General features: G+C 73.4%; 15 protein-coding genes and 1 other RNA gene. 10 read left to right on the forward strand and 6 right to left on the reverse strand.

Annotated features, from left to right (window positions below):
* Positions 1-73: 73 nt before the first annotated feature.
* The 4 genes from AC07FJ_RS29665 to AC07FJ_RS29680 form a co-directional block, all read right to left on the reverse strand.
* Positions 74-940: a carbohydrate ABC transporter permease gene (locus AC07FJ_RS29665; protein ID WP_479052320.1), complete on the reverse strand. Its 867-nt coding sequence runs from the start codon at positions 938-940 to the stop codon at positions 74-76.
* A 100-nt stretch (positions 941-1040) separates the two neighbouring features.
* Complete coding sequence (locus AC07FJ_RS29670; protein WP_479052321.1) at positions 1041-2390, reverse strand: carbohydrate ABC transporter permease; 1350 nt, start codon at positions 2388-2390, stop codon at positions 1041-1043.
* A 4-nt stretch (positions 2391-2394) separates the two neighbouring features.
* Positions 2395-3765: an ABC transporter substrate-binding protein gene (locus AC07FJ_RS29675; protein WP_479052322.1), complete on the reverse strand. Its 1371-nt coding sequence runs from the start codon at positions 3763-3765 to the stop codon at positions 2395-2397.
* Positions 3766-3900: 135 nt separating this feature from the next.
* Positions 3901-7008 carry an FHA domain-containing protein gene (locus AC07FJ_RS29680; protein ID WP_479052323.1) on the reverse strand — a complete coding sequence of 1036 codons (3108 nt, stop codon included), beginning with the start codon at positions 7006-7008 and terminating at the stop codon, positions 3901-3903.
* A 383-nt stretch (positions 7009-7391) separates the two neighbouring features.
* Between AC07FJ_RS29680 and AC07FJ_RS29685 the strand changes: the two genes are divergently transcribed.
* From AC07FJ_RS29685 to AC07FJ_RS29700, 4 genes are all read left to right on the forward strand, one after another.
* Positions 7392-9119, forward strand: coding sequence for a serine/threonine-protein kinase (locus AC07FJ_RS29685; RefSeq protein ID WP_479052324.1), 1728 nt, complete (start codon positions 7392-7394; stop codon positions 9117-9119).
* Positions 9120-9233: 114 nt separating this feature from the next.
* The gene (locus tag AC07FJ_RS29690; RefSeq protein WP_479052325.1) at positions 9234-10469 is read left to right on the forward strand and encodes a serine/threonine-protein kinase; all 1236 of its coding nucleotides are present in this window, start codon (positions 9234-9236) and stop codon (positions 10467-10469) included.
* 70 nt (positions 10470-10539) lie between these two features.
* Entirely contained in the window at positions 10540-11646 is a 1107-nt protein-coding gene (gene prfB, locus AC07FJ_RS29695) for a peptide chain release factor 2 (RefSeq protein ID WP_479052326.1), read from the forward strand.
* Between the two features lie 378 nt (positions 11647-12024).
* The gene (locus AC07FJ_RS29700) at positions 12025-13008 is read left to right on the forward strand and encodes a hypothetical protein (protein ID WP_479052327.1); all 984 of its coding nucleotides are present in this window, start codon (positions 12025-12027) and stop codon (positions 13006-13008) included.
* Between the two features lie 130 nt (positions 13009-13138).
* Here the strand turns inward: AC07FJ_RS29700 and AC07FJ_RS29705 are convergent, their stop codons facing one another.
* On the reverse strand, positions 13139-13339 hold the full coding sequence (locus AC07FJ_RS29705; RefSeq protein ID WP_479052328.1) for a hypothetical protein: 201 nt from the start codon (positions 13337-13339) through the stop codon (positions 13139-13141).
* A 271-nt stretch (positions 13340-13610) separates the two neighbouring features.
* Between AC07FJ_RS29705 and ftsE the strand changes: the two genes are divergently transcribed.
* From ftsE to ssrA, 5 genes are all read left to right on the forward strand, one after another.
* Positions 13611-14300: a cell division ATP-binding protein FtsE gene (gene ftsE / locus AC07FJ_RS29710; RefSeq protein WP_355363492.1), complete on the forward strand. Its 690-nt coding sequence runs from the start codon at positions 13611-13613 to the stop codon at positions 14298-14300.
* 65 nt (positions 14301-14365) lie between these two features.
* On the forward strand, positions 14366-15283 hold the full coding sequence (ftsX, locus tag AC07FJ_RS29715; RefSeq protein WP_361422665.1) for a permease-like cell division protein FtsX: 918 nt from the start codon (positions 14366-14368) through the stop codon (positions 15281-15283).
* A 68-nt stretch (positions 15284-15351) separates the two neighbouring features.
* Positions 15352-16527 (forward strand): S41 family peptidase, encoded by a 1176-nt coding sequence (locus tag AC07FJ_RS29720; RefSeq protein ID WP_479052329.1) that lies wholly within the window; start codon positions 15352-15354, stop codon positions 16525-16527.
* Positions 16528-16545: 18 nt separating this feature from the next.
* On the forward strand, positions 16546-17025 hold the full coding sequence (gene smpB, locus AC07FJ_RS29725; RefSeq protein ID WP_479052330.1) for an SsrA-binding protein SmpB: 480 nt from the start codon (positions 16546-16548) through the stop codon (positions 17023-17025).
* Between the two features lie 112 nt (positions 17026-17137).
* Positions 17138-17507: a transfer-messenger RNA gene (ssrA, locus tag AC07FJ_RS29730) on the forward strand.
* A gap of 134 nt (positions 17508-17641) precedes the next feature.
* On the opposite strand, the gene AC07FJ_RS29735 is transcribed toward ssrA, so the two are convergent.
* Positions 17642-18844: an MFS transporter gene (locus AC07FJ_RS29735; RefSeq protein WP_479052331.1), complete on the reverse strand. Its 1203-nt coding sequence runs from the start codon at positions 18842-18844 to the stop codon at positions 17642-17644.
* Between the two features lie 83 nt (positions 18845-18927).
* Here AC07FJ_RS29735 and AC07FJ_RS29740 point away from each other — a divergent pair, with 83 nt between their 5' ends.
* The gene (locus AC07FJ_RS29740) at positions 18928-19893 is read left to right on the forward strand and encodes a LysR family transcriptional regulator (protein WP_479052332.1); all 966 of its coding nucleotides are present in this window, start codon (positions 18928-18930) and stop codon (positions 19891-19893) included.
* Positions 19894-19931: the final 38 nt, after the last annotated feature.

The following is a 19931-nucleotide window of genomic DNA, read 5'->3' on the forward strand; positions in this document are numbered from 1 at the left end:
CCGATGGACCGACCGGGTTACGCGCCCCGTGGCATACGGGGGACCCGCGGGTGTACGTCCGCTGACCTGTACGTCATTTCACCGCTCCGGCCATCACCCCCGAGACGAACTGCCGCTGGAAGGCGAAGAAGACGGCGAGCGGGATCACCATCGAGACGAACGCGCCGGGCGCGAGCACGTCGATGTTGTTGCCGAACTGCCGGACCTGCTGCTGGAGCGCGACCGTGATCGGCGGGGACTCGGAGTCCGCGAAGATCAGCGCGATCAGCATGTCGTTCCAGACCCAGAGGAACTGGAAGATGCCGAGCGAGGCGATGGCCGGCCCGCCGAGCGGCATGACCACGCGCGTGAACAGCCGTATCTCGCCCGCTCCGTCGAGGCGGGCCGCCTCCAGCAGCTCGCGCGGGATCTCGGCGAAGAAGTTGCGCAGGAGGAAGATCGCGAAGGGCAGGCCGAAGGCGACGTGGAAGAGGACGACGCCGAAGGTCGTCTCGAAGATCCCGACCTCGCCGAAGAGCTTCGACACGGGCACGAGCGCGACCTGGACGGGGACGACGAGCAGGCCGACCACCACCAGGAACCACCAGTCGCGGCCGGGGAAGTCCATCCAGGCGAAGGCGTAGCCGGCGAGCGAGCCGATGACGATGACGAGGACCGTCGCCGGGACGGTGATGAGGAGGGTGGAGAGGAGGGAGCGGGTGAAGGTGTCGTTGTCGAGGATGCTCGCGTAGTTGGCGGTGGTCAGCTCGGCGGGCGCGGTGAACACCGTCCACCAGCCGGAGGCGTTGATGTCGGTGGGGTCGCGCAGCGAGGACAGCAGCAGGCCGACGGTCGGCATCAGCCAGAAGAGCGCGACGAGGACGAGGAAGACGCGCAGGGCGCCGCCCCCGGCACGGGCGGCGAGGCGGGCCGCGAACGACGGCTTGGTTGCTGGGATCATCGCCGCGTCTCCTTCCGTATGCGCCGGATGTTGCTGTGCCTGCCCGGGGGGCGACCCCCGGACCCCCGGCAGGGAGGCGCGTCGGGGCGGAGCCCACTGCTCATCGCCGGGCCTCCTTCCTGATGCGCCGAATGTTGAAGAGCATCACCGGGATCACCAGCAGCAGGAGCAGCACCGAGATGGCGCTGCCGACGCCGAGGTGGGCGTCCGTGCCGAAGGAGGAGCGGTAAAGCTGGAGCGCCAGGACGTTGGCGTCGTCCTGGACCGAGCCGGGCGCGATGATGAAGACCAGGTCGAAGATCTTCAGTACGTTGATCATCAGGGTGACGAGGACGACCGCCAGGACCGGCGCGAGGAGCGGGACCGTCACCCGGCGGAAGACCTGCCATTCGTTGGCGCCGTCCACCCGGGCCGCTTCCAGCAGCTCGCGGGGCAGGCCCGCCAGCCCGGCCGCGATCAGCACCATCGCGAACCCCGCCCACATCCACACGTAACTGCCGATGATGGCGGGCGTGACGAGGGACGGGCCGAGCCAGTCGACGCCGTTGTAGCGCTCGCGGAAGTTCGACTCGGGCAGGCGCAGGTGCGCGCCGTCGGCCGCGGCGGGAAGAGTGAAGGTGCCGTCGGCCGCCGCCGTCGCGGTGGCGACGACCCTGCCGTCCTTGACCGCCTCGACCTTCAGGCCCTTGAGGCCGAGCTCCTTGGCGTCGACGGTGTTGGGCGTGCCGCCGCCGCCCCGGGTGAAGTCCAGCCAGGCGGTGCCGGTGATGTCGTCGCCGCGCGGCGGCGGCGCCTTCGCGGGCGCGGCGTCGCCGGGCATGTCGGCCGGGGCCACGCCGATCAGCGGCAGCTTCGCCGGCGTGCCCGCCCGTACCGGCTCCTTGGTGACGAACGCGCCGCCGCCCGCCGCCTTGAGCGGGTGGACCGGGAGGGGACGGGCCTTGGGGTAGCCGGCCGACTCGGCGAACGTGTCGTGCACGCCGACCCAGACGGCGTTGGCGACCCCGCGGTCGGGGTCCTGCTCGTACACCAGCCGGAAGATGATGCCCGCGGCGAGCATCGAGATCGCCATCGGCATGAAGACGACCAGCTTGAACGCCGTGCCCCAGCGGATCCGCTCGGTGAGCACCGCGAAGATCAGCCCGAGGGCGGTGGCGACGGTCGGCGCCACCACCACCCAGACGGCGTTGTTCTTGACGGCCGTGAGGATCGTGTCGTCGGTGAAGATCTCGGTGTAGTTGGCCAGTCCGGCGAAGGTGTCGCCGGACTGGTCGAAGAAGGACCGGTAGACCGAGTACCCGATCGGATAGACCACGAGCGCGCCGAGCAACACGAGCGCCGGCAGCAGGAAGGCCGCGGCCATCAGCCTGCGGGTGCCGGTCACGCGCGTGCGCGGGGGCGCGGGCGCGGGCGTCTTCGACAGGGGCGGGGTGGCGGCGGGGGCTGCCATGGCGTCAGCTCTTGCCGGTGAACGCCTTGGCCGCGTCGGCCTCCAGGCGTGCCTGGATGCCGGCGACATCCTTCGGGTTCTTCAGGAAGTCCTGGAGCGCCTTCCACTCGCCCTTGCCGGGCGTGCCGCCGAACGACTGCGGCATCTGGTCCGACATGTCGAAGCGGAAGTCGTCGCCCGCGGAGATCAGCGCCTTGGCGATGTCGCGCTGGACGTCGTTCGGGTACGCCGCCACGTCCATGGACTTGTTGGGCGAGATGAAGCCGCCCTCACCCGCCCAGATGCGCGCCGCGTCGGGCGAGGCCAGGAACGTCATCAGGGCCTGGGTGGCGGGCTTGTCGGTGAGCGCCACCGCCACGTCGCCGCCGGTGACCACCGGAGGCTCGGCACCGACCGCGGGGAACGGGAACACCTTCGCGTCCTTACCGATCTTGGCCTCGGTCTGACCGATGTTGATCGATACGAAGTCGCCCTCGAAGACCATCCCGGCCTTCGGCTGGTCGCCCCCGGTGAACGTCTGCGTGACGGACGCCGGGAACTCCGTCTGCAGCGCGCCCTGCGCGCCGCCCGCGATCAGGTTCGGCTTGCCGAAGAGCTCGGCGAGGGTGGTGAGCGCCTGCGTGACGGAGGGATCGGTCCACTTGATCTCGTGCTTCGCGAGCTGGTCGTACTTCTCCGGCCCCGCCTGGGAGAGGTAGACGTTCTCGAACCAGTCCGTGAGGGTCCAGCCGTCCGCGCCGCCGATCGAGACCGGCGTGACGCCGGACGCGGAGATCGTCTCGGCCGTGGACAGCAGCTCCTTCCACGTCTTCGGCTCGGACACGCCCGCGTTGTCGAAGACGGCGGTGTTGTACCAGATCAGCGACTTGTTGGCGGCCTTGAAGTACACGCCGTACTGGGTGCCGTCGACCGCGCCGAGCCGCTGCCAGCCCGGGGAGTAGTTCTTGGTCAGCTGGGCCTTGGCCTCCGGGCCGACGGGCTTGGCCCACGTGCGCGCGACGGCCTGGTGGAGCGCGCCGACCTGCTGGAGCATCGCCACGTCGGGCGGCGAGCCGCCCGCGATCTTCGTGCCGATGTAGTTGAGCATCGCGTCCTGCGTCGGGACGTACGCGACGTCGGCACCGGTGCGCTTCTCGAACTCGTCGAGAACCTTGGTGAACGCCTGCTGCTCGGGCCCGGTCCAGACGGCGACGACCTGGAGCTTCTGGCCGTCGAGCTTGGGGAGTTGGACGGTGGCGGCGGTTTCGCCCGGATCCTTGCTCCGGCCGGGGCTGCCGCCTTTGCCGCCGTCACCGCCGCCGCAGCCGGCGAGGGTGAGGGCGCCGACCGCCGCCAGCGCCATGGCCACCGTGCTCGTGCGAAGAGTAGTGCGCATCACTGCCCCGTCTCTTGCGTGCACTCTTCCGTGCGCGTACGCGTCCCGTGCGCTCAGGTCTACGCCGGGTGTACGGGGGTCGCAATACCGCCTTCCCTGTCAAGTGGGCGATCGTGATGGGCTCGTGACGTCACGTCAGTGATGGCTGGGAGTCGTCAGCGGCGGGACCGGGGCGGCGTCGACCGAGCGGGCCGCCCGCTCCAGCGCGCTCGCCAGCAGCGCCAGGTCGGTCGGGCCGTTGCCCAGCTCGCGGACCGGGCGGTGGGTCGGCGGGTCGCCCATCCGCTCCCAGTCGAGCTGCACCACGGTCGGCCGCAGCGTCGCCGTGCGCGGGATGCGCCCGGTGACCCGGCCCGACTGGAACGGCGTGACCCGGCCGTCCGGATGCCCCAGCCGGCCGCGCCCGGGCGCCGGATCGTCCGGTCCCGGCGAGGCGGGCGGCGCGTCCAGCACGACGCGCAGGCGCGCGGCGCGGGCGAGCTCCGTGTCGGCCGTACGGTCCGGGCGCGCGGACGTCGCCACCAGGTGCACGCCGAGCCGGTGGCCTTCGCGGGCCACCGCCTCCAGCGCGCGCACGACCGACCCGGCGGCGGGGCGGCCCGGGCTGCCGAGCGCGGGGGCGACCAGCGCGTCGTAGTCGTCGACGAGGACGACCAGGCGGGGGAGCGGGGTCGGGGCGTCGTCCTCCGGGCCGCCGGCGCCCGGGCCCGCGGCGGTGCGGTGGGCCGCCGGGCGCAGGCGGAGCGTGCTGCTGGGCGGGGTGTCGAGGTCTCCGCGGTGCGGCTGCTCGCCGTCGGCCGGGCGGCGCGGGCCGATCAGGCGGTCCGACACCTCCCGCTGCGTCTGCCACTCCGCGTACTCCTGGCGGCCCAGCAGCTCGGCCCGCCGCTTCAGCTCCGCACCGAGCGCCTGGGCGAACGCCCGCATCCGCACCGGGTCCGAGGCGACCAGGTGCTCCGTGGCGTGCGGCAGCTCCGTACAGGGCGCGAGGCCCTCGCCGCGCTCGCCGCCCGCGCCGTCGACCAGCAGCAGCGCCAGCCGGTCCGGGCGGGACGCGGCGGCCAGCGACGCCGCGACCGCGCGCAGCAGCTCCGTACGGCCGCTGCCCGCCGGGCCCTCGATCAGCAGGTGCGGTCCCTCGGCGGTGAGGTCGATGGCGAGCGGGCCGCGCGGACCGGTGCCCAGCACGGCCGAGCCGTCGGGGGCGGAGGCCCAGCGGGCCATCAGGGACGCGGGCGTGGCGCGGGCGAGGCCCAGCTCGTCGAGGAGCCGCGAGGACGGGGGCAGCGGCGCCATGGCCGCCACGCGGCCGCCGGGCGCGGCACCGGTCCCGGCCCCGGTGCCGTGGAGGCCGGCCCGGCTCTCGGCGCCGCCGTCGCAGCTCGGGCGCAGCGGCGCCAGGGCACGGGCGAAGCGCTCCGCCCACGCGGGCGAGACGGCGTCGACCGTGCCGACGGTCCCGTGCCCCGCGGGCTGCCCGCCCGCCGTACGCATCAGGCGCAGCGCCGTGGCCACATCGCCGGAGAGCAGCGCGACCGCCCCGCACTCGCGGAAGGCGAGCGACGCGGCGCACGCCGTCTCGTACGTCGCCGCGACCGGCGAGAGCGGCGAGGCCGCCGGGGCCTCGGCCAGGCAGATCAGGTGGATGCCCGCCGACGGGCCGGCCCCGGCGAGCCGGGCCATCGTCTCCCGCAGCTCCGCCGAGCCGGGGTCGCCGTCGACGACCACGACCGTGCGCGGCCCGTCGTACCGCGCGGCCGCCTCCGCGACGGCCCTCCGGTCGGCGGCGGCCCAGCCGGGGCCCAGCGGTCCGTCGTCCAACCGCCGCGTGAGCTCGGCGGCGCGGGCGGCCGCCTGGTCCCGGTCGTACGCCAGGAGCAGCCGGCAGTCCTGGCCGTGGGCGGGCCGCGTGTGCGGCAGCCAGCCGAGCCAGCCCCAGTCGCGCTTGGCGCGGGCGGCTCCGGCGAGCAGCACGAGCTCCAGGCCCCCGTCGGGCCCGGCGGGCGCGTGCAGCGCGGCGAGCTGCGCCACCACGGACCGGGCCAGGCCCATGAGGCGCGGGCGCGGCCCCGCGAGCGCCAGGGACCCCGCCTCGCGCAGGCCGACCGTGACCGGCACGGCGGGCAGGTTCGCCCGGTCGGTCGTGCCGAGCCGTACGACGAGGGACTCCGGGTGCGCGGGGCCGCGCTCCCAGAGCCGGGGCCCCGGCCCGAGCGCCGTGAGCAGCACGGCGGCCGGGTCCGGCCACGCCTCGCCCCCGACGCCAGTCGGGCCCGGCACCTCGGGCGCTCCGTACGCCACCGGGCCCTCGCCCTCGTCGCCGCGCCCGCCCGCGAGGCGCCGGGCCCAGGCGCCTATGCCGCGCCTGCGCGGCCCGCCTTTGGCCGCGGCGGCGGGGGACTCCTGGGTGGCGGCGCCGGCGCCGCCGGGGACGGACACGGCTCCGCCGGGGTGCGCGGCGTACGCAGCGCCCGAGGTGTCAGGGGCCGGGGCCGGGGCCGGAGCGTGGGCCGGGGCGTCGGCGCCGGACGCGTACCGGGCCTGGGCCGGGATCGAGGGCGGGACCGGGGGCGTGGCGGCCGGGCCGGGCCCGGCCCCCGCGCCCACCGCCCGCACCCGCAGGTGGCCCTCACCGTCCGGGGTCGTCGGCGCCGGCGGCTCCGGGGCGCCGCGGCTCAGCCGGAGGGTGGACTCGCCCAGGCGCAGCAGCGCGCCCGGGGGGAGCGGCACCGGGCGCGGGCCGACCTCCTCGCCGTCGAGGGTCGTGCCGTTCGTGGAGCCGAGGTCCGCGACCGTGACGCGCCCGTCGTCGGCGACCGTCACCGCGCAGTGCAGGCGCGAGACGTCGGGGTCGTCCAGCGGGACGTCGGCGTCGGTGGAGCGGCCGATGCGGATCTGGCCGCCGTGCAGCAGGTGGACGCCGCCCGCGTCGGGACCGGCGATCACATGGAGGCGCGCCGCCGCGCCGTCGAGGGGCGCGTGGTCCGCGCCCGGGACCTGGAGGGTGAGCACCGCGCCGTCCACCAGCGGCGGCTCGCCCAGCACGCGGCGCTGCGGGTCGAGCCGCTCGCCGCCCGCGTACAGCACCACCGTGCCCGAGACGTCGGGCCCGGCGACGGCCGCGGCGAGCCCGGAGGCCACGGCGGCCAGCGCGGTCCCCGCCGGGGCGGTGACCAGCACGTCACAGGCGCGTCCCGCCGCCTGGCCGACGGTCGGCGCGAGGACGGTCAGCCGGATCTGCATCGCCGTCAGCGGTCCCTTCTGCGCGGCGCGCCCGGCGGGCCGGGGGAAGGGCCCCGAGGACCCCGCGATTCCCCCACCACCGCGGACGCGTCGTCCGGTTCAGTGCTGAGGGCATCCTCGCACCTGCGACCGACAACACGCCCGGGACCCGGCAGTAAATGATCTTGGATGCTCGGCCCGGATCGCGGAAATGCCAGGTTGTGCCCACCTTGGGATCATGTGTGGCAACCATGGACCCGAAGGCTGCGTCTTCGGCTCCGTACGAGACCGGAAGACGACCAACCGGTGTCGTGCCCGTCGGCACTACAGTGGGGCGGACACCCGGGAGGCCCCCAGAGGGGGCGCGGGCCAGGCAAGGACCACGATCGCAGGGAGCGCATGACGTGCGGCCGGTAGGCAGTAAGTACCTGCTCGAGCAGCCGCTCGGACGCGGCGCCACGGGCACCGTCTGGCGGGCTCGTCAGAGGGAGACCGCGGGCGCCGAGGCGGCCGTACCGGGGCAGCCCGGCGAGACCGTCGCGATCAAGGTCCTCAAGGAGGAGCTCGCGAACGACGCGGACGTGGTGATGCGCTTCCTGCGCGAGCGCTCCGTCCTCCTCCGCCTCACCCACCCCAACATCGTCCGCACCCGCGACCTCGTCGTCGAGGGCGACCTGCTCGCCCTGGTCATGGACCTGGTCGAGGGCCCGGACCTGCACCGCTACCTCCGCGAGAACGGCCCGCTTACCCCGGTCGCCGCCGCCCTCCTCACCGCCCAGATCGCCGACGCGCTCGCCGCCAGCCACGCCGACGGCGTCGTCCACCGCGACCTGAAGCCCGCCAACGTCCTGCTCGACGAGCGGGACGGCCGGATGCACCCGATGCTGACCGACTTCGGCATCGCGCGCCTCGCCGACAGCCCCGGCCTGACCCGTACGCACGAATTCGTCGGCACGCCCGCGTACGTCGCGCCCGAGTCCGCCGAGGGCCGCCCGCAGACCTCCGCCGTGGATATCTACGGCGCCGGAATCCTGCTGTACGAGCTCGTCACCGGCCGCCCGCCGTTCTCCGGCGGCACCGCGCTGGAGGTCCTGCACCGCCACCTGAGCGAGGAGCCGCGCCGCCCCTCCACGGTCCCGGGCCCGCTGTGGACCGTCATCGAGCGCTGCCTGAGCAAGGACCCGGAGCGCCGCCCGAGCGCCGAGAACCTCGCCCGCGGCCTGCGCGTCGTCGCCGCCGGCATCGGCGTGCACGCCACGCCCGCCCAGATCGAGGCCGCCGAGGGCGTCGGCGCGCTGCTCGCGCCCGACCCCGCACCGGCCCCCGTCCCGGAGACGCCCGGCGCCGCGGATCCGACGCAGGTGCTGCCCAGCACCGCCGGGCAGGCCGGGCAGTACGACCCCAACGCCGCGACCAGCGTCATGCCCACCAGCGGCCCCGGCCGCCCCGGTGCCGGGGACGCCGACCCGACGGCGGTCATGCCGCCGGTGCCCCCGCGCCCCGACGGCCCGCCGCAGCCGGAGGAGCCGCACCCCTGGCAGACGCAGCTGCGCGCGGCCCGTGACCGCAACGAGCAGACGCAGATCCAGTACCTGGACCCGAGCGAGGACCCCCTGCGCCGCCGGCCGCCCCGCCGGCCCCAGCCCCAGGCCCCGCAGGCGCAGCAGCCCCAGCCGTACGCCGCCCCGCAGCCCCCGCAGCAGCGGCCCCCGCAGTACCGGCAGCCTCCGCAGCCGCCCCGGCACCAGCAGCAGTACGCGCCGCCGCCGCCCCCGCCGCAGCAGTACGCCCCCCAGCACCACCAGCCCCAGCAGCATCAGCCGCCGCCGCGCCAGCCGCAGCGGCAGCAGCCCCCGCAGCCCGCGCCGCGCCCGCCGCGCGAGCCGCGTCAGCCCCGGCAGCGCAGCGCCAACCCGATGCGGATCCCGGGCCTGGGCTGCCTCAAGGGGTGCCTGTTCACGGTCGTGCTGCTCGTCCTGGCGGGCTGGCTCATCTGGGAGCAGACCCCGCTCCAGGACTGGATCGCCCAGGGCAAGGGCTACTGGCAGGCCATCGGCGACGCCGTGTCCACGGTCTCCGACTGGATCTCCCAGCTCGGCGGCGACAACACGACCCCGCCCCCCGGGCAGTAGCCGGTAACCCTGTCGATTTGTCGACCTCCGGAGGCTGATTTCCCTCCGGAGGTGAATAACGGCGCCCGCACCCGCGTAACTTGGTCGGGAACGCCAGCCGCTGAGGGAGCAGTCTTGGCACGGAAAATCGGCAGCCGGTACACGGCCCACCAGATCCTGGGACGGGGAAGCGCCGGCACGGTGTGGCTCGGCGAGGGCCCCGAGGGTCCCGTCGCGATCAAGCTGCTGCGCGAGGACCTGGCATCCGACCAGGAGCTCGTCGGCCGCTTCGTCCAGGAGCGCACCGCCCTGCTCGGACTGGAGCACGCGCGCGTGGTGGCCGTCCGCGACCTGGTGGTCGACGGCAACGACCTCGCGCTCGTCATGGACCTCGTGCGCGGCACCGACCTGCGCACCCGCCTCGACCGCGAGCGCCGCCTCGCGCCCGAGGCCGCCGTCGCGATCGTCGCGGACGTCGCCGACGGACTGGCCGCCGCGCACGCCGCGGGCGTCGTCCACCGCGACGTCAAGCCGGAGAACATCCTGCTCGACATGGAGGGCCCCCTCGGCCCCGGCGGCGCCCACCCCGCCCTTCTCACCGACTTCGGCGTCGCCAAGCTCATCGACACGCCCGGCCGCACCAAGTCCACCCGCGTCATCGGCACCCCCGACTACGTGGCCCCGGAGATCGTCGAGGGCCTCCCGCCCCGCGCGGCCGTCGACATCTACGCCCTCGCCACCGTCCTGTACGAGCTCCTCGCCGGCTTCACGCCCTTCGGCGGCGGCCACCCCGGAGCCGTACTGCGCCGCCACGTCACCGAGACGGTCGTCCCGCTCCCCGGCATCCCGGACGAGCTGTGGAAGCTGATCGTGCAGTGCCTGGCCAAGGCCCCCGCCTCCCGCCTGCGCGCCTCGGAGCTGGCCGCCCGCCTCCACGACGTGCTCCCGCTCCTCGCGGGCATGCCGCCCCTGGACGTCGACGAGCCGGACACCGAGCCGTCCGCGGAGCCGTACGACGACGACCCGTACCCCACCGTCCCGAACGCGCCGCGCAGGGCGGCCGTCCCGCTGGTCCCCGGCTCGGCCCCGGACTCCAACCGGGACACCCACACCTCCATGCGCGTCCCGGCGCCCGACGAGCTCTCCGGCGGCCCCCTGGGCACCGCCCGCGCCCCCCGCCCCGCCGGCGGGCGCCGCCCCGGCTCCGCCCGCCACAAAGCGGACGCCCTCCGCAAGCGGCGCCTCACCCTCGGTATCGCCGCCGCCGCGCTGGTCGCCGCCGCGGGCGTCGGCGGATACGCCGTGACCAGCGCGGACGACGAACCCGCGCCGCCCGGCGACTCCCGGCAGTCGGCCCCCGCGCAGCCGTAGCGGGGCCGCGGGGGGTGCCGAGGGCCTCCTGCCGGGCGGGGATGCCGCGGTCAGCCGTTACGCTGGTGTCGTGGCAGTCGTCGATGTATCCGAAGAGCTGAAGTCCCTCTCCTCGACCATGGGGTCGATCGAGGCCGTCCTGGACCTCGACAAGCTGAGGGCAGACATCGCCGTGCTCGAGGAGCAGGCCGCGGCCCCGTCCCTGTGGGACGACCCGGAGGCGGCGCAGAAGATCACGAGCCGGCTTTCGCACCTCCAGGCCGAGGTGCGCAAGGCCGAGGCACTGCGCGGTCGCATCGACGACCTCGCCGTCCTCTTCGAGCTCGCCGAGGAGATGGACGACCCGGACACCCTCGCCGAGGCCGAGGCGGAGCTCGTCTCCGTCCGCAAGGCGCTCGACGAGATGGAGGTCCGCACCCTCCTCTCCGGCGAGTACGACGAGCGCGAGGCCCTGGTCAACATCCGCGCCGAGGCCGGCGGTGTCGACGCCTCCGACTTCGCCGAGCGCCTCCAGCGCATGTACCTGCGCTGGGCCGAGCGCCACGGCTACTCGACGGAGGTCTACGAGACGTCGTACGCCGAAGAGGCCGGCATCAAGTCGACCACCTTCGTCGTCAAGGCGCCGTACGCCTACGGCACGCTCTCCGTGGAGCAGGGCACGCACCGCCTGGTGCGCATCTCCCCGTTCGACAACCAGGGCCGCCGCCAGACCTCCTTCGCCGGTGTCGAGGTGCTCCCGGTCGTCGAGCAGTCCGACCACGTCGAGATCGACGAGTCCGAGCTGCGCGTGGACGTCTACCGCGCCTCGGGCCCGGGCGGCCAGGGCGTCAACACCACCGACTCGGCGGTGCGCATCACCCACATCCCGACCGGCATCGTCGTCTCCTGCCAGAACGAGCGCTCCCAGATCCAGAACAAGGCGAGCGCGATGAACGTCCTCCAGGCGAAGCTGCTGGAGCGCCGCCGCCAGGAGGAGCAGGCCAAGATGGACGCCCTCAAGGGCGACGGCGGCAACTCCTGGGGCAACCAGATGCGGTCGTACGTGCTGCACCCGTACCAGATGGTCAAGGACCTGCGGACGGAGTTCGAGGTCGGCAACCCGCAGGCGGTCCTCGACGGTGAGATCGACGGCTTCCTGGAGGCGGGCATCCGCTGGCGGAAGCAGCAGGAGAAGTAACCGCCCACGCGCGCAACGCCGTTCGGCGCCGGATCCCGGTCGGGGTCCGGCGCCGTCTGCGTAAGGGGCGTCAATTCGCTGACGCAAGCGGCGCGCACGCTATTTCGGCGCTTTGTCGACAAGGGAACGGCCAGGTACGGCGCGGTCGTTCGGCTTTTACGTCACAGTTGCATCGTTGCACGCCCGGCAAGTGTGATCATTCCGGGCATCGCACGCGCAACGACCTTGACGCTTGTCTGAAAAGTGGGAAAGCTGACGCGCGGCATGCGCATGAACGGGGGCGTGTGTGATCGGGGGCGACAAGAAGCACGACCCCCAGCGTCCGCTGCCCCGAGCGCTGCTCCACTGACGAATTCAGCTACTGGGGGTAGCAGGCAGATGACCAAGAAGACGCGGGTCCGCGTGGCGCGGATCGCAGCCGGTGCGGTGATCGCCGCCGGTGCGTCCCTGACCGCCGCGGGCGCCGCTTCGGCCGTCGGCGTGGAGGTCAACGTCGCGGGCCTCGGCGCCAGCGCCGAGGTGACCAAGGACGGTGCGGAGATCGGCCTCGGCATCAACGAGGGCGAAGGCGACCCGGGCGGTGTCGGTGACACCTCCACGGGTGGCGCCGCCGCTTCGGGCGGTACGGACACCACGGGCGGCGCGGCTGCCTCGGGCGGCGCGGCCGCTTCGGGTGGCGCGGCTGCCTCGGGTGGTACGGACACCACGGGTGGCGCGGCTGCCTCGGGTGGCGCGACCTCCACGGGTGGCGCGGCCGCTTCGGGTGGTACGGACACCACGGGCGGCGCGGCTGCCTCGGGTGGCGCGACCTCCACGGGTGGCGCGGCCGCTTCGGGTGGTACGGACACCACGGGTGGCGCCGCCGCCTCGGGTGGTGCCGCCTCGACGGGTGGCGCGGCCTCGACCGGCGGTGCGGCCTCCACGGGTGGCGCGGCCTCCACGGGCGGTGCGGCCTCGACCGGCGGCGCGGCCTCCACGGGCGGTGCGGCCTCCACGGGTGGTGCCGCCTCCACGGGCGGTGCGACCGGCGGCAACGGTGGCAGCACCGGTGGCGACCAGGGCGGCTCCACCACCGGCGGCGCGGCCGCGACCGGCGGCTCCACCACCGGTGACGCCGGCAACTGCACCGTCGACCTCGACGGCGCCGAGTGCGCCAACAACACCGACACCGACTCCGCCGGCTCCAAGCCGGTCGAGCAGGGCAAGGCCAAGGAGGAGCTGGCCGAGACCGGCGGCGAGCTCGCCGAGACCGGCGCCGCCGAGACCACGTTCCTGCTGATCGGCGCCGCGACGATGATCGCCGGTGGCATCGGCTTCCGTATGCTGCCGCGCCTCGTCGGCGGGGGCCGTACGGCCGCCTGAAACCGGCCGGTAACCCCGTAACCGATCACCGGCTCCACGCAGGAAGGGCCCCGGAAAGCCGCTCAGCGGCCTTCCGGGGCCCTTCCGCACTGCCCGGCCCCTCCAGGATGTCGGAGGGCCGGGGGAAGCCTTACGCCGTCTGCTGGGCCGTGGCGGCCAGCAGGGCCACCATCGCGACCAGGGCGACCAGCAGCGTCAGCAGAGCCGCCGGGCTGAGGCCCCCGAAGGGCCCCTCCTGCTGGAGGCGCTCCCGATTGGCCCGGCAGACGGGGCACCGGCCCTCGCTGACGGGCGCCGCGCAGTTCGCGCATACCAGTCGGTCATAGGTCATGCGCTTTCCTCCTCCCGCGCGGCGGAGCCGCAGACGCGGACTGTGCACAAGTTCTCTCCGCACAACGCTCACGGAAACGCATCCGTTCCCCCTACCACTCTGCCAGGTCCGGCGCATTTAGGCGCGCCCCACCCGGTGAAGGCGGGCGGGGGCGGTCGCGGGGGCGCGGGGGCGCCGGGACAAAAGGTGCAAGGGCCCACGGCGACTGCGCGGGCCGTCGCCGTTCGCGTATGGTCACGCACACCTACTCCCGGCCGACCGTGGTGCACCCGTGATCCGATTCGACAACGTCTCCAAGTCCTATCCGAAGCAGAACCGCCCCGCGCTCAGGGACGTCTCCCTGGAGATCGAGAAGGGCGAGTTCGTCTTCCTGGTGGGGTCCTCGGGCTCCGGCAAGTCCACCTTCCTGCGGCTGCTGCTGCGCGAGGAGCGCGCCAGCCAGGGCACCGTGCACGTCCTCGGCAAGGACCTCGCCCGGCTGTCCAACTGGAAGGTGCCGCACATGCGCCGCCAGCTCGGCACCGTCTTCCAGGACTTCCGGCTCCTGCCCAACAAGACCGTCGCCCAGAACGTGGCGTTCGCCCAGGAGGTCATCGGCAAGCCGCGCGGTGAGATCCGCAAGGCCGTACCCCAGGTGCTCGACCTGGTCGGCCTGGGCGGCAAGGAGGACCGCATGCCCGGCGAGCTGTCGGGCGGTGAGCAGCAGCGCGTGGCCATCGCCCGCGCGTTCGTCAACCGGCCGATGCTGCTGATCGCCGACGAGCCGACCGGAAACCTGGACCCGCAGACCTCCGTCGGCATCATGAAGCTGCTGGACCGGATCAACCGCACCGGTACGACGGTGGTCATGGCCACCCACGACCAGAACATCGTCGACCAGATGCGCAAGCGCGTCATCGAGCTCGAGCAGGGCCGTCTCGTACGCGACCAGGCGCGCGGCGTCTACGGCTACCAGCACTGAGCGGCGGCTCCCGCAGCAGCAGCTCCAGCAGCACCAGCAGCAGCAAGAAAGGCTGAACGCACGCGATGCGCGCCCAGTTCGTACTCTCGGAGATCGGTGTCGGCCTCCGTCGCAATCTCACGATGACGTTCGCCGTCATCGTCTCCGTGGCCCTGTCACTCGCGCTCTTCGGCGGTGCGCTGCTCATGCGCGAGCAGGTCAGCGTGATGAAGGACTTCTGGTACGACAAGGTCAACGTCTCCATCTTCCTCTGCAACAAGAACGACGCGGAGACCGGTGACACCTGCGCCAAGGGCGCCGTCACCGCGCAGCAGAGGGAGGAGATCAAGACCGACCTCGAGAAGATGGACATCGTCGACACGGTCCACCACGAGACCGCCGACGAGGCGTACAAGCACTACAAGGACCAGTACGGCGACACCGCCATCGCCAGCATCATCACGCCCGACCAGATGCAGGAGTCGTACCGGGTCAAGCTCAAGGACCCGGAGAAGTACCAGGTGGTGGCCACGGCGTTCGCGGGGCGGGCGGGGGTGCACTCGGTCCAGGACCAGCGCGGCATCCTGGAGAACCTCTTCAACATGATGAAGGGCATGAACGTCGCCGCCTTGTGCGTCATGGGCCTGATGCTCGTCATCGCGCTGATGCTGATCGTCAACACCGTGCGGGTGTCGGCGTTCAGCAGGCGCCGTGAGACGGGCATCATGCGGCTGGTCGGCGCCTCCAGCTTCTACATCCAGATGCCGTTCATCATGGAGGCCGCCGTCGCGGGTCTGCTGGGCGGTGTGGTCGCCTGCGTCCTGCTGGTGGTGGGCCGGTACTTCCTGATCGACGCGGGGCTCCGGCTCGCCGAGTCCATGCCGCTGGTCAACTTCATCGGCTGGGACGCGGTGTTCGCGGTGCTGCCGTTCGTCGTGGTCATCGGCCTGCTGATGCCGTCCCTGGCTGCCGCCATAGCGTTGCGCAAGTACCTGAAGGTGTGACGATTGCCCCGGGGCGCCGTGCGGTCAACCACCGTACGGCGCCCTTCGCTTGTCCTAGAGTGGGCGCCATGCTGGGCCCCGAGTTCTGTACCCGGCCCCGCGGCGCACGCAGCCGCGGGGCGGCCCTGACATTCGTCTTCGCCACCGTCGTCGCCACCGCCGCGGTCACCAACTGCCTTCCGCGCGACGAGGGGCGCACGCGCGAGCCGCTGCCCGCGGCGCGCGCCGCCTCGCCCGCCACCGTCGACCGGGAGGAGCTCGACCGCGCCGCGCGCGAGGCCATGGCGGACGGCAAGTCCGCCACCAAGGCCGCCCAGGAGGTCGTCAGCCGCAGCGGCGACCGGTGGGGCGCGGTGTACGACCGGCGGGAGTACGAGGAGTTCGAGCAGGCCCTCGACGGCGCGTACACCGGCGTCGGCCTGTCGGCACGGCGCGACGAGGACGGCCGGGTCGAGGTGGCCCGCGTCCAGCCCGGCGGCCCCGCCGCCAAGGCAGGCCTGAAACCGGGCGACCGCCTCCGTACCGTCGACGGCCGCCCGGTGCGGGGCCGCTCCGTCTCCGAGGTCGTCGCCCTGCTGCGCGGCGACGCCGGTACGCCCGTGGTCCTCGGCCTGGAGCGCGGCACCCGCGCGTGGACCGAGACGCTGCGCCGCGCGCGGCTGGCCACCGAGGACGTCACCGTCCAGCGGCTCGGCGACGGCGCCGCACGGGTCGTACGGATCAAGGTGGCCGCCTTCACCAAGGGCACGGGCGAGCGGGTGCGGCGGGCGGTGCGCGAGGCACCCGACGGCGCCGGCGTCGTACTGGACCTGCGCGGCAGCAGTGGGGGCCTGGTCTCCGAGGCGGTCTCCGTCGCGTCCGCGTTCCTGGACGGCGGGCTGGTCGCCACGTACGACGTCCACGGCGAGGAGAAGGCGCTCTACGCCCAGCCGGGCGGCGATACGCGCCGGCCCCTGGTGGCGCTCGTCGACGGCGGCACCATGAGCGCGGCCGAGCTCCTGGCCGGCGCCCTCCAGGACCGCGGCCGCGCCGTGACGGTGGGCACCCGGACCTTCGGAAAGGGCTCCGTACAGATGCCGAACCGGCTGCCGGACGGGTCCGTCGCCGAGCTGACCGTCGGCCACTACCGCACCCCCGCCGGGCACGCCGTGGACGGGCGGGGCATCACCCCCGACGTGACGGCGGCCGAGGGCGTGGAGGAGCGGGCGCGCACGGTATTGAGTGGCCTCGGCACCACCTCGTAGTGCGAAAATGGCCGCACTATGGCTAAGGAAAAAGGGCGCAAGCTGATCGCGCAGAACAAGAAGGCGCGGCACGACTACCACATCCTGGACACCTACGAGTGCGGTCTGGTGCTGACCGGCACCGAGGTGAAGTCGCTGCGCCAGGGGCGGGCCTCGCTGGTGGACGGCTTCGTACAGATCGACGGCCACGAGGCGTGGCTGCACAACGTCCACGTGCCGGAGTACAGCCAGGGCACCTGGACCAACCACTCCGCGCGGCGCAAGCGGAAGCTGCTGCTGCACCGCGTCGAGATCGACAAGCTGGAGTCCAAGTCCCAGGAGACCGGTCACACGATCGTCCCCCTGGTGCTGTACTTCAAGGACGGGCGGGCGAAGGTCGAGATCGCCCTGGCGAGGGGCAAGAAGGAGTACGACAAGCGCCAGACGCTCCGCGAGAAGCAGGACCGCCGCGAGGCGGAACGCGCGATGTCCGCGGTCCGGCGCCGCCAGCGCGGCTGAGGCGAGTGACGCGCGTCACAGGGCGCGGGAAATAAGCTGGCACCGTCCGGCGTTGATCCCGTACGATGGCACTTGCCTCTCACGGCAGGGGCGCAGATTGAAAAATCAACATGGGGATGATCGGTTTCGACAGCGGCTGTCGAAGCAGGGGAAGCGTGTCGAGGAAGCGGCAATGATCTCGTAAACCATATGTCGCAACCAATAATCGCCAACACCAAGCGCGATTCCTTCGCCCTCGCTGCCTAAGTAGCGACTCGCGAAGTGTCAGCCCGGGGCTGTTCCCGACCCGGATCCTGGCATCAGCTAGGGAACTAAACCTCTAGGCCCGGTCACGGGGTCTAGGGGGAAACCACACAGTGACTGAGCCCGTCGGAGACTTGTCCGCGTGATCTCCGGGGCCGAGAAAAGCGCAGCGGACTGCACACGGAGAAGCCCTGATTCTGCACCGTTGGACGCGGGTTCGATTCCCGCCATCTCCACTCGCCGGAGCCCCGGGGGCACACGCCCCCGGACCCCGACATCCCATGTGGGCAAAGGCCCGGCCGTCGTCATGACGGCCGGGCCTTCGTCATGTCCGGCACCGGCCGGCCCGGCCGGCAGCGGCGATCAGTGGCGATCAGCGCCGTGCCGAGGCCAGCGCCAGCAGCAGTGCCAGGCCCGCCGAGGCGAGCGGGACCGTGTACGCCGTCGTCGCGCCGGCGTGTTCGATCGTCCAGCCGCCGGTCGCCGAGCCCGCGGCTATGCCGCCCAGCAGGGCCGTCACGGCCAGGGTCATGCCCTCGTTCAGCTGCCCGGCCGGGGTCAGGCGCTGCACCAGCGTCATGCCCGTCACCAACGTCGGTGCCGTCGCCATGCCCGCCAGCAGCAGGGCGCCCGCCAGTGCGAGTAGCGAGCCCGTGCCGGCCGCCGCGAGCAGCGGCAGGGACATCAGGGCCGTCATCGCGGCGAGGCAGCGGAGCAGCCGGCGCCGGGCGCCGCCGGCGGGGGCCGCCATCGAGCCGTAGACCAGGCCCGCCACGCACGAACCGGCCGCCTGGAGCGCCAGCACGACGCCGGCCGACGGGCCGTCCACGAAGGCGAGCGTGACGACCTCCATCGACCCGAAGACCGCGCCCGTCGCCAGGAACACCGCCAGCAGGGCGGGCATGCCGGGCGTACGCAGCGGGGTGCGGGGCCCGCGCCCGGTGCGCGGCGTGACGGGCGGCTCGGTGCCGCGCTGCGCCGCGAAGAGCAGGACGCCCGCGACCAGCAGCACCGTGCCGGTCAGGGTGCCCGCCTCCGGGAACACCGCGGCGCACAGGGAGGCCGCCAGGACCGGGCCCAGCATGAAGCACAGCTCGTCGGCGGCCTGCTCGAAGGCGTTCGCGGTGTGCACGGCGGCCGGGTCGTCCCGGTACAGGTGGGCCCAGCGCGCGCGGGACATGCCGCCGGTGTTGGGCATCGTCGCGGTCGCGGCGTACGCGGCGAACAGCGTCCAGGCGGGCGCGTGCACGTGGACGCACGCCAGCAGGGTGAGCTGCCCGAGGGCGGCCACCAACGTGGCGGGCACCGCGACGCGCGCCTGCCCGTACCGGTCGACGAGCCGCGCCGTGAACGGCGCGACGACCGCCGTGGCGGCGAGACCGGTCGCGGTGACGGCCCCGGCGAGGGCGTACGAACCGTAGGCTCCGGCGATCATGATGACGGCGCTCACGCTGAACATGCCCATGGGCAGCCGGGCGATCAGGTTGCCGACGGTGAACGCGCGCGTGCCGGGCAGCGCGAAGAGCCGGGCGTATCGCTGCAGGGGGCGGGCTGTCGGGGTGGTGGTCTGCGGCATGGTGCGAGCCTCGCCGCCACCGGGTGCGGCGGTCCAACACCTGATGGGGACCCATTGACGCACCTGCGTTGTAAATTCGGCGCGTGGCCCATGACATAGACCCGCGCCTCCTGCGCGCCTTCGTCGCCGTCGCCGACGAGCTCCACTTCACCCGCGCCGCCGCCCGGCTGTACGTCGCCCAGCAGGCGCTGAGCCGGGACATCCGGCGCCTGGAGAGGGAGTTGGGCACCGAGCTGTTCGTGCGGACCACGCGGCAGGTGGCGCTCACCGGGGACGGCGAACGACTGGTGCCGTACGCGCAGGCCGTGCTCGCGGCGTACGACGAGCTGGGCGCGGCCTTCGTGGACGAGGCGCGGCCGCTGCTCGTGGACCTCAACAGCGACGGGATGGTCACCGGCAGGGTCCCGGCGCGCGCCCGCGAACTGGCACCCCACTGCGAACTGATGGCCCGGTTCGAGAGCGGGCTGACCGCCGCCGCCGCCAAGATCCTGACCGGCGGGCTGGACGCGTCCTTCGGGCGGTTCGCGGGCCTGGAGCCGGCCGTCCGTGCCCGGCTGTCGGCGCAGCCCGTGCGCTACGAGCCGATGGCCGTGCTCGTACCGGAGGACCACACCCTCGCCGCGCGCGCCGAGGTGGAGGTGGCGGAGCTGGCCGGGGAGTTCGTGTACGCGGGGGCGGGCAACCCCGGGACCCGGGAGTGGACCGACCTGGCCGAGCGGCTGTTCGAGGGGCGGGGCGTGAAGATCGCGCCACCGGCACCCGTGGCCATCGGTCACGACGAGTTCCGCCGCGTGATGGAGAAACACCGCACACCCGTGCTGGTCGGCGTGGACTTCCCGGTCATGCCGGGCACGGTGCTGCGGCCGCTCGTCCGCCCCGTACCGCTCTCGCCCGTCTCCCTGGTGTGGCGGAGGGGCCTGAAGCACCCGGGCGTGGAGGCGCTGCGCGCGGCGGCCGCCGACCTCGCCGAGCGGGAGGAATGGCTGAACAGGCCCCCCGGTTCCTGGCTCCCGGAGGAGGATTTGTTGCAGATGTGCACCAGGAAATGAGAGGCGGACGCGACGGTCACAGGCGTGCGCTACATTCA

The organism is Streptomyces sp. NPDC045998 (genome assembly GCF_056430285.1).

What these genes read in the sequence shown, in the direction of transcription:
- AC07FJ_RS29665 (WP_479052320.1), bottom strand. Translation starts at nt 940, where the DNA reads ATGATCCCAGCAACCAAGCCGTCGTTCGCGGCCCGCCTCGCCGCCCGT.
- AC07FJ_RS29670 (WP_479052321.1), bottom strand. Translation starts at nt 2,390, where the DNA reads ATGGCAGCCCCCGCCGCCACCCCGCCCCTGTCGAAGACGCCCGCGCCC.
- AC07FJ_RS29675 (WP_479052322.1), bottom strand. Translation starts at nt 3,765, where the DNA reads ATGCGCACTACTCTTCGCACGAGCACGGTGGCCATGGCGCTGGCGGCG.
- AC07FJ_RS29680 (WP_479052323.1), bottom strand. Translation starts at nt 7,008, where the DNA reads ATGCAGATCCGGCTGACCGTCCTCGCGCCGACCGTCGGCCAGGCGGCG.
- AC07FJ_RS29700 (WP_479052327.1), top strand. Translation starts at nt 12,025, where the DNA reads ATGACCAAGAAGACGCGGGTCCGCGTGGCGCGGATCGCAGCCGGTGCG.
- AC07FJ_RS29705 (WP_479052328.1), bottom strand. Translation starts at nt 13,339, where the DNA reads ATGACCTATGACCGACTGGTATGCGCGAACTGCGCGGCGCCCGTCAGC.
- ftsX (WP_361422665.1), top strand. Translation starts at nt 14,366, where the DNA reads ATGCGCGCCCAGTTCGTACTCTCGGAGATCGGTGTCGGCCTCCGTCGC.
- AC07FJ_RS29720 (WP_479052329.1), top strand. Translation starts at nt 15,352, where the DNA reads ATGCTGGGCCCCGAGTTCTGTACCCGGCCCCGCGGCGCACGCAGCCGC.
- smpB (WP_479052330.1), top strand. Translation starts at nt 16,546, where the DNA reads ATGGCTAAGGAAAAAGGGCGCAAGCTGATCGCGCAGAACAAGAAGGCG.
- AC07FJ_RS29735 (WP_479052331.1), bottom strand. Translation starts at nt 18,844, where the DNA reads ATGCCGCAGACCACCACCCCGACAGCCCGCCCCCTGCAGCGATACGCC.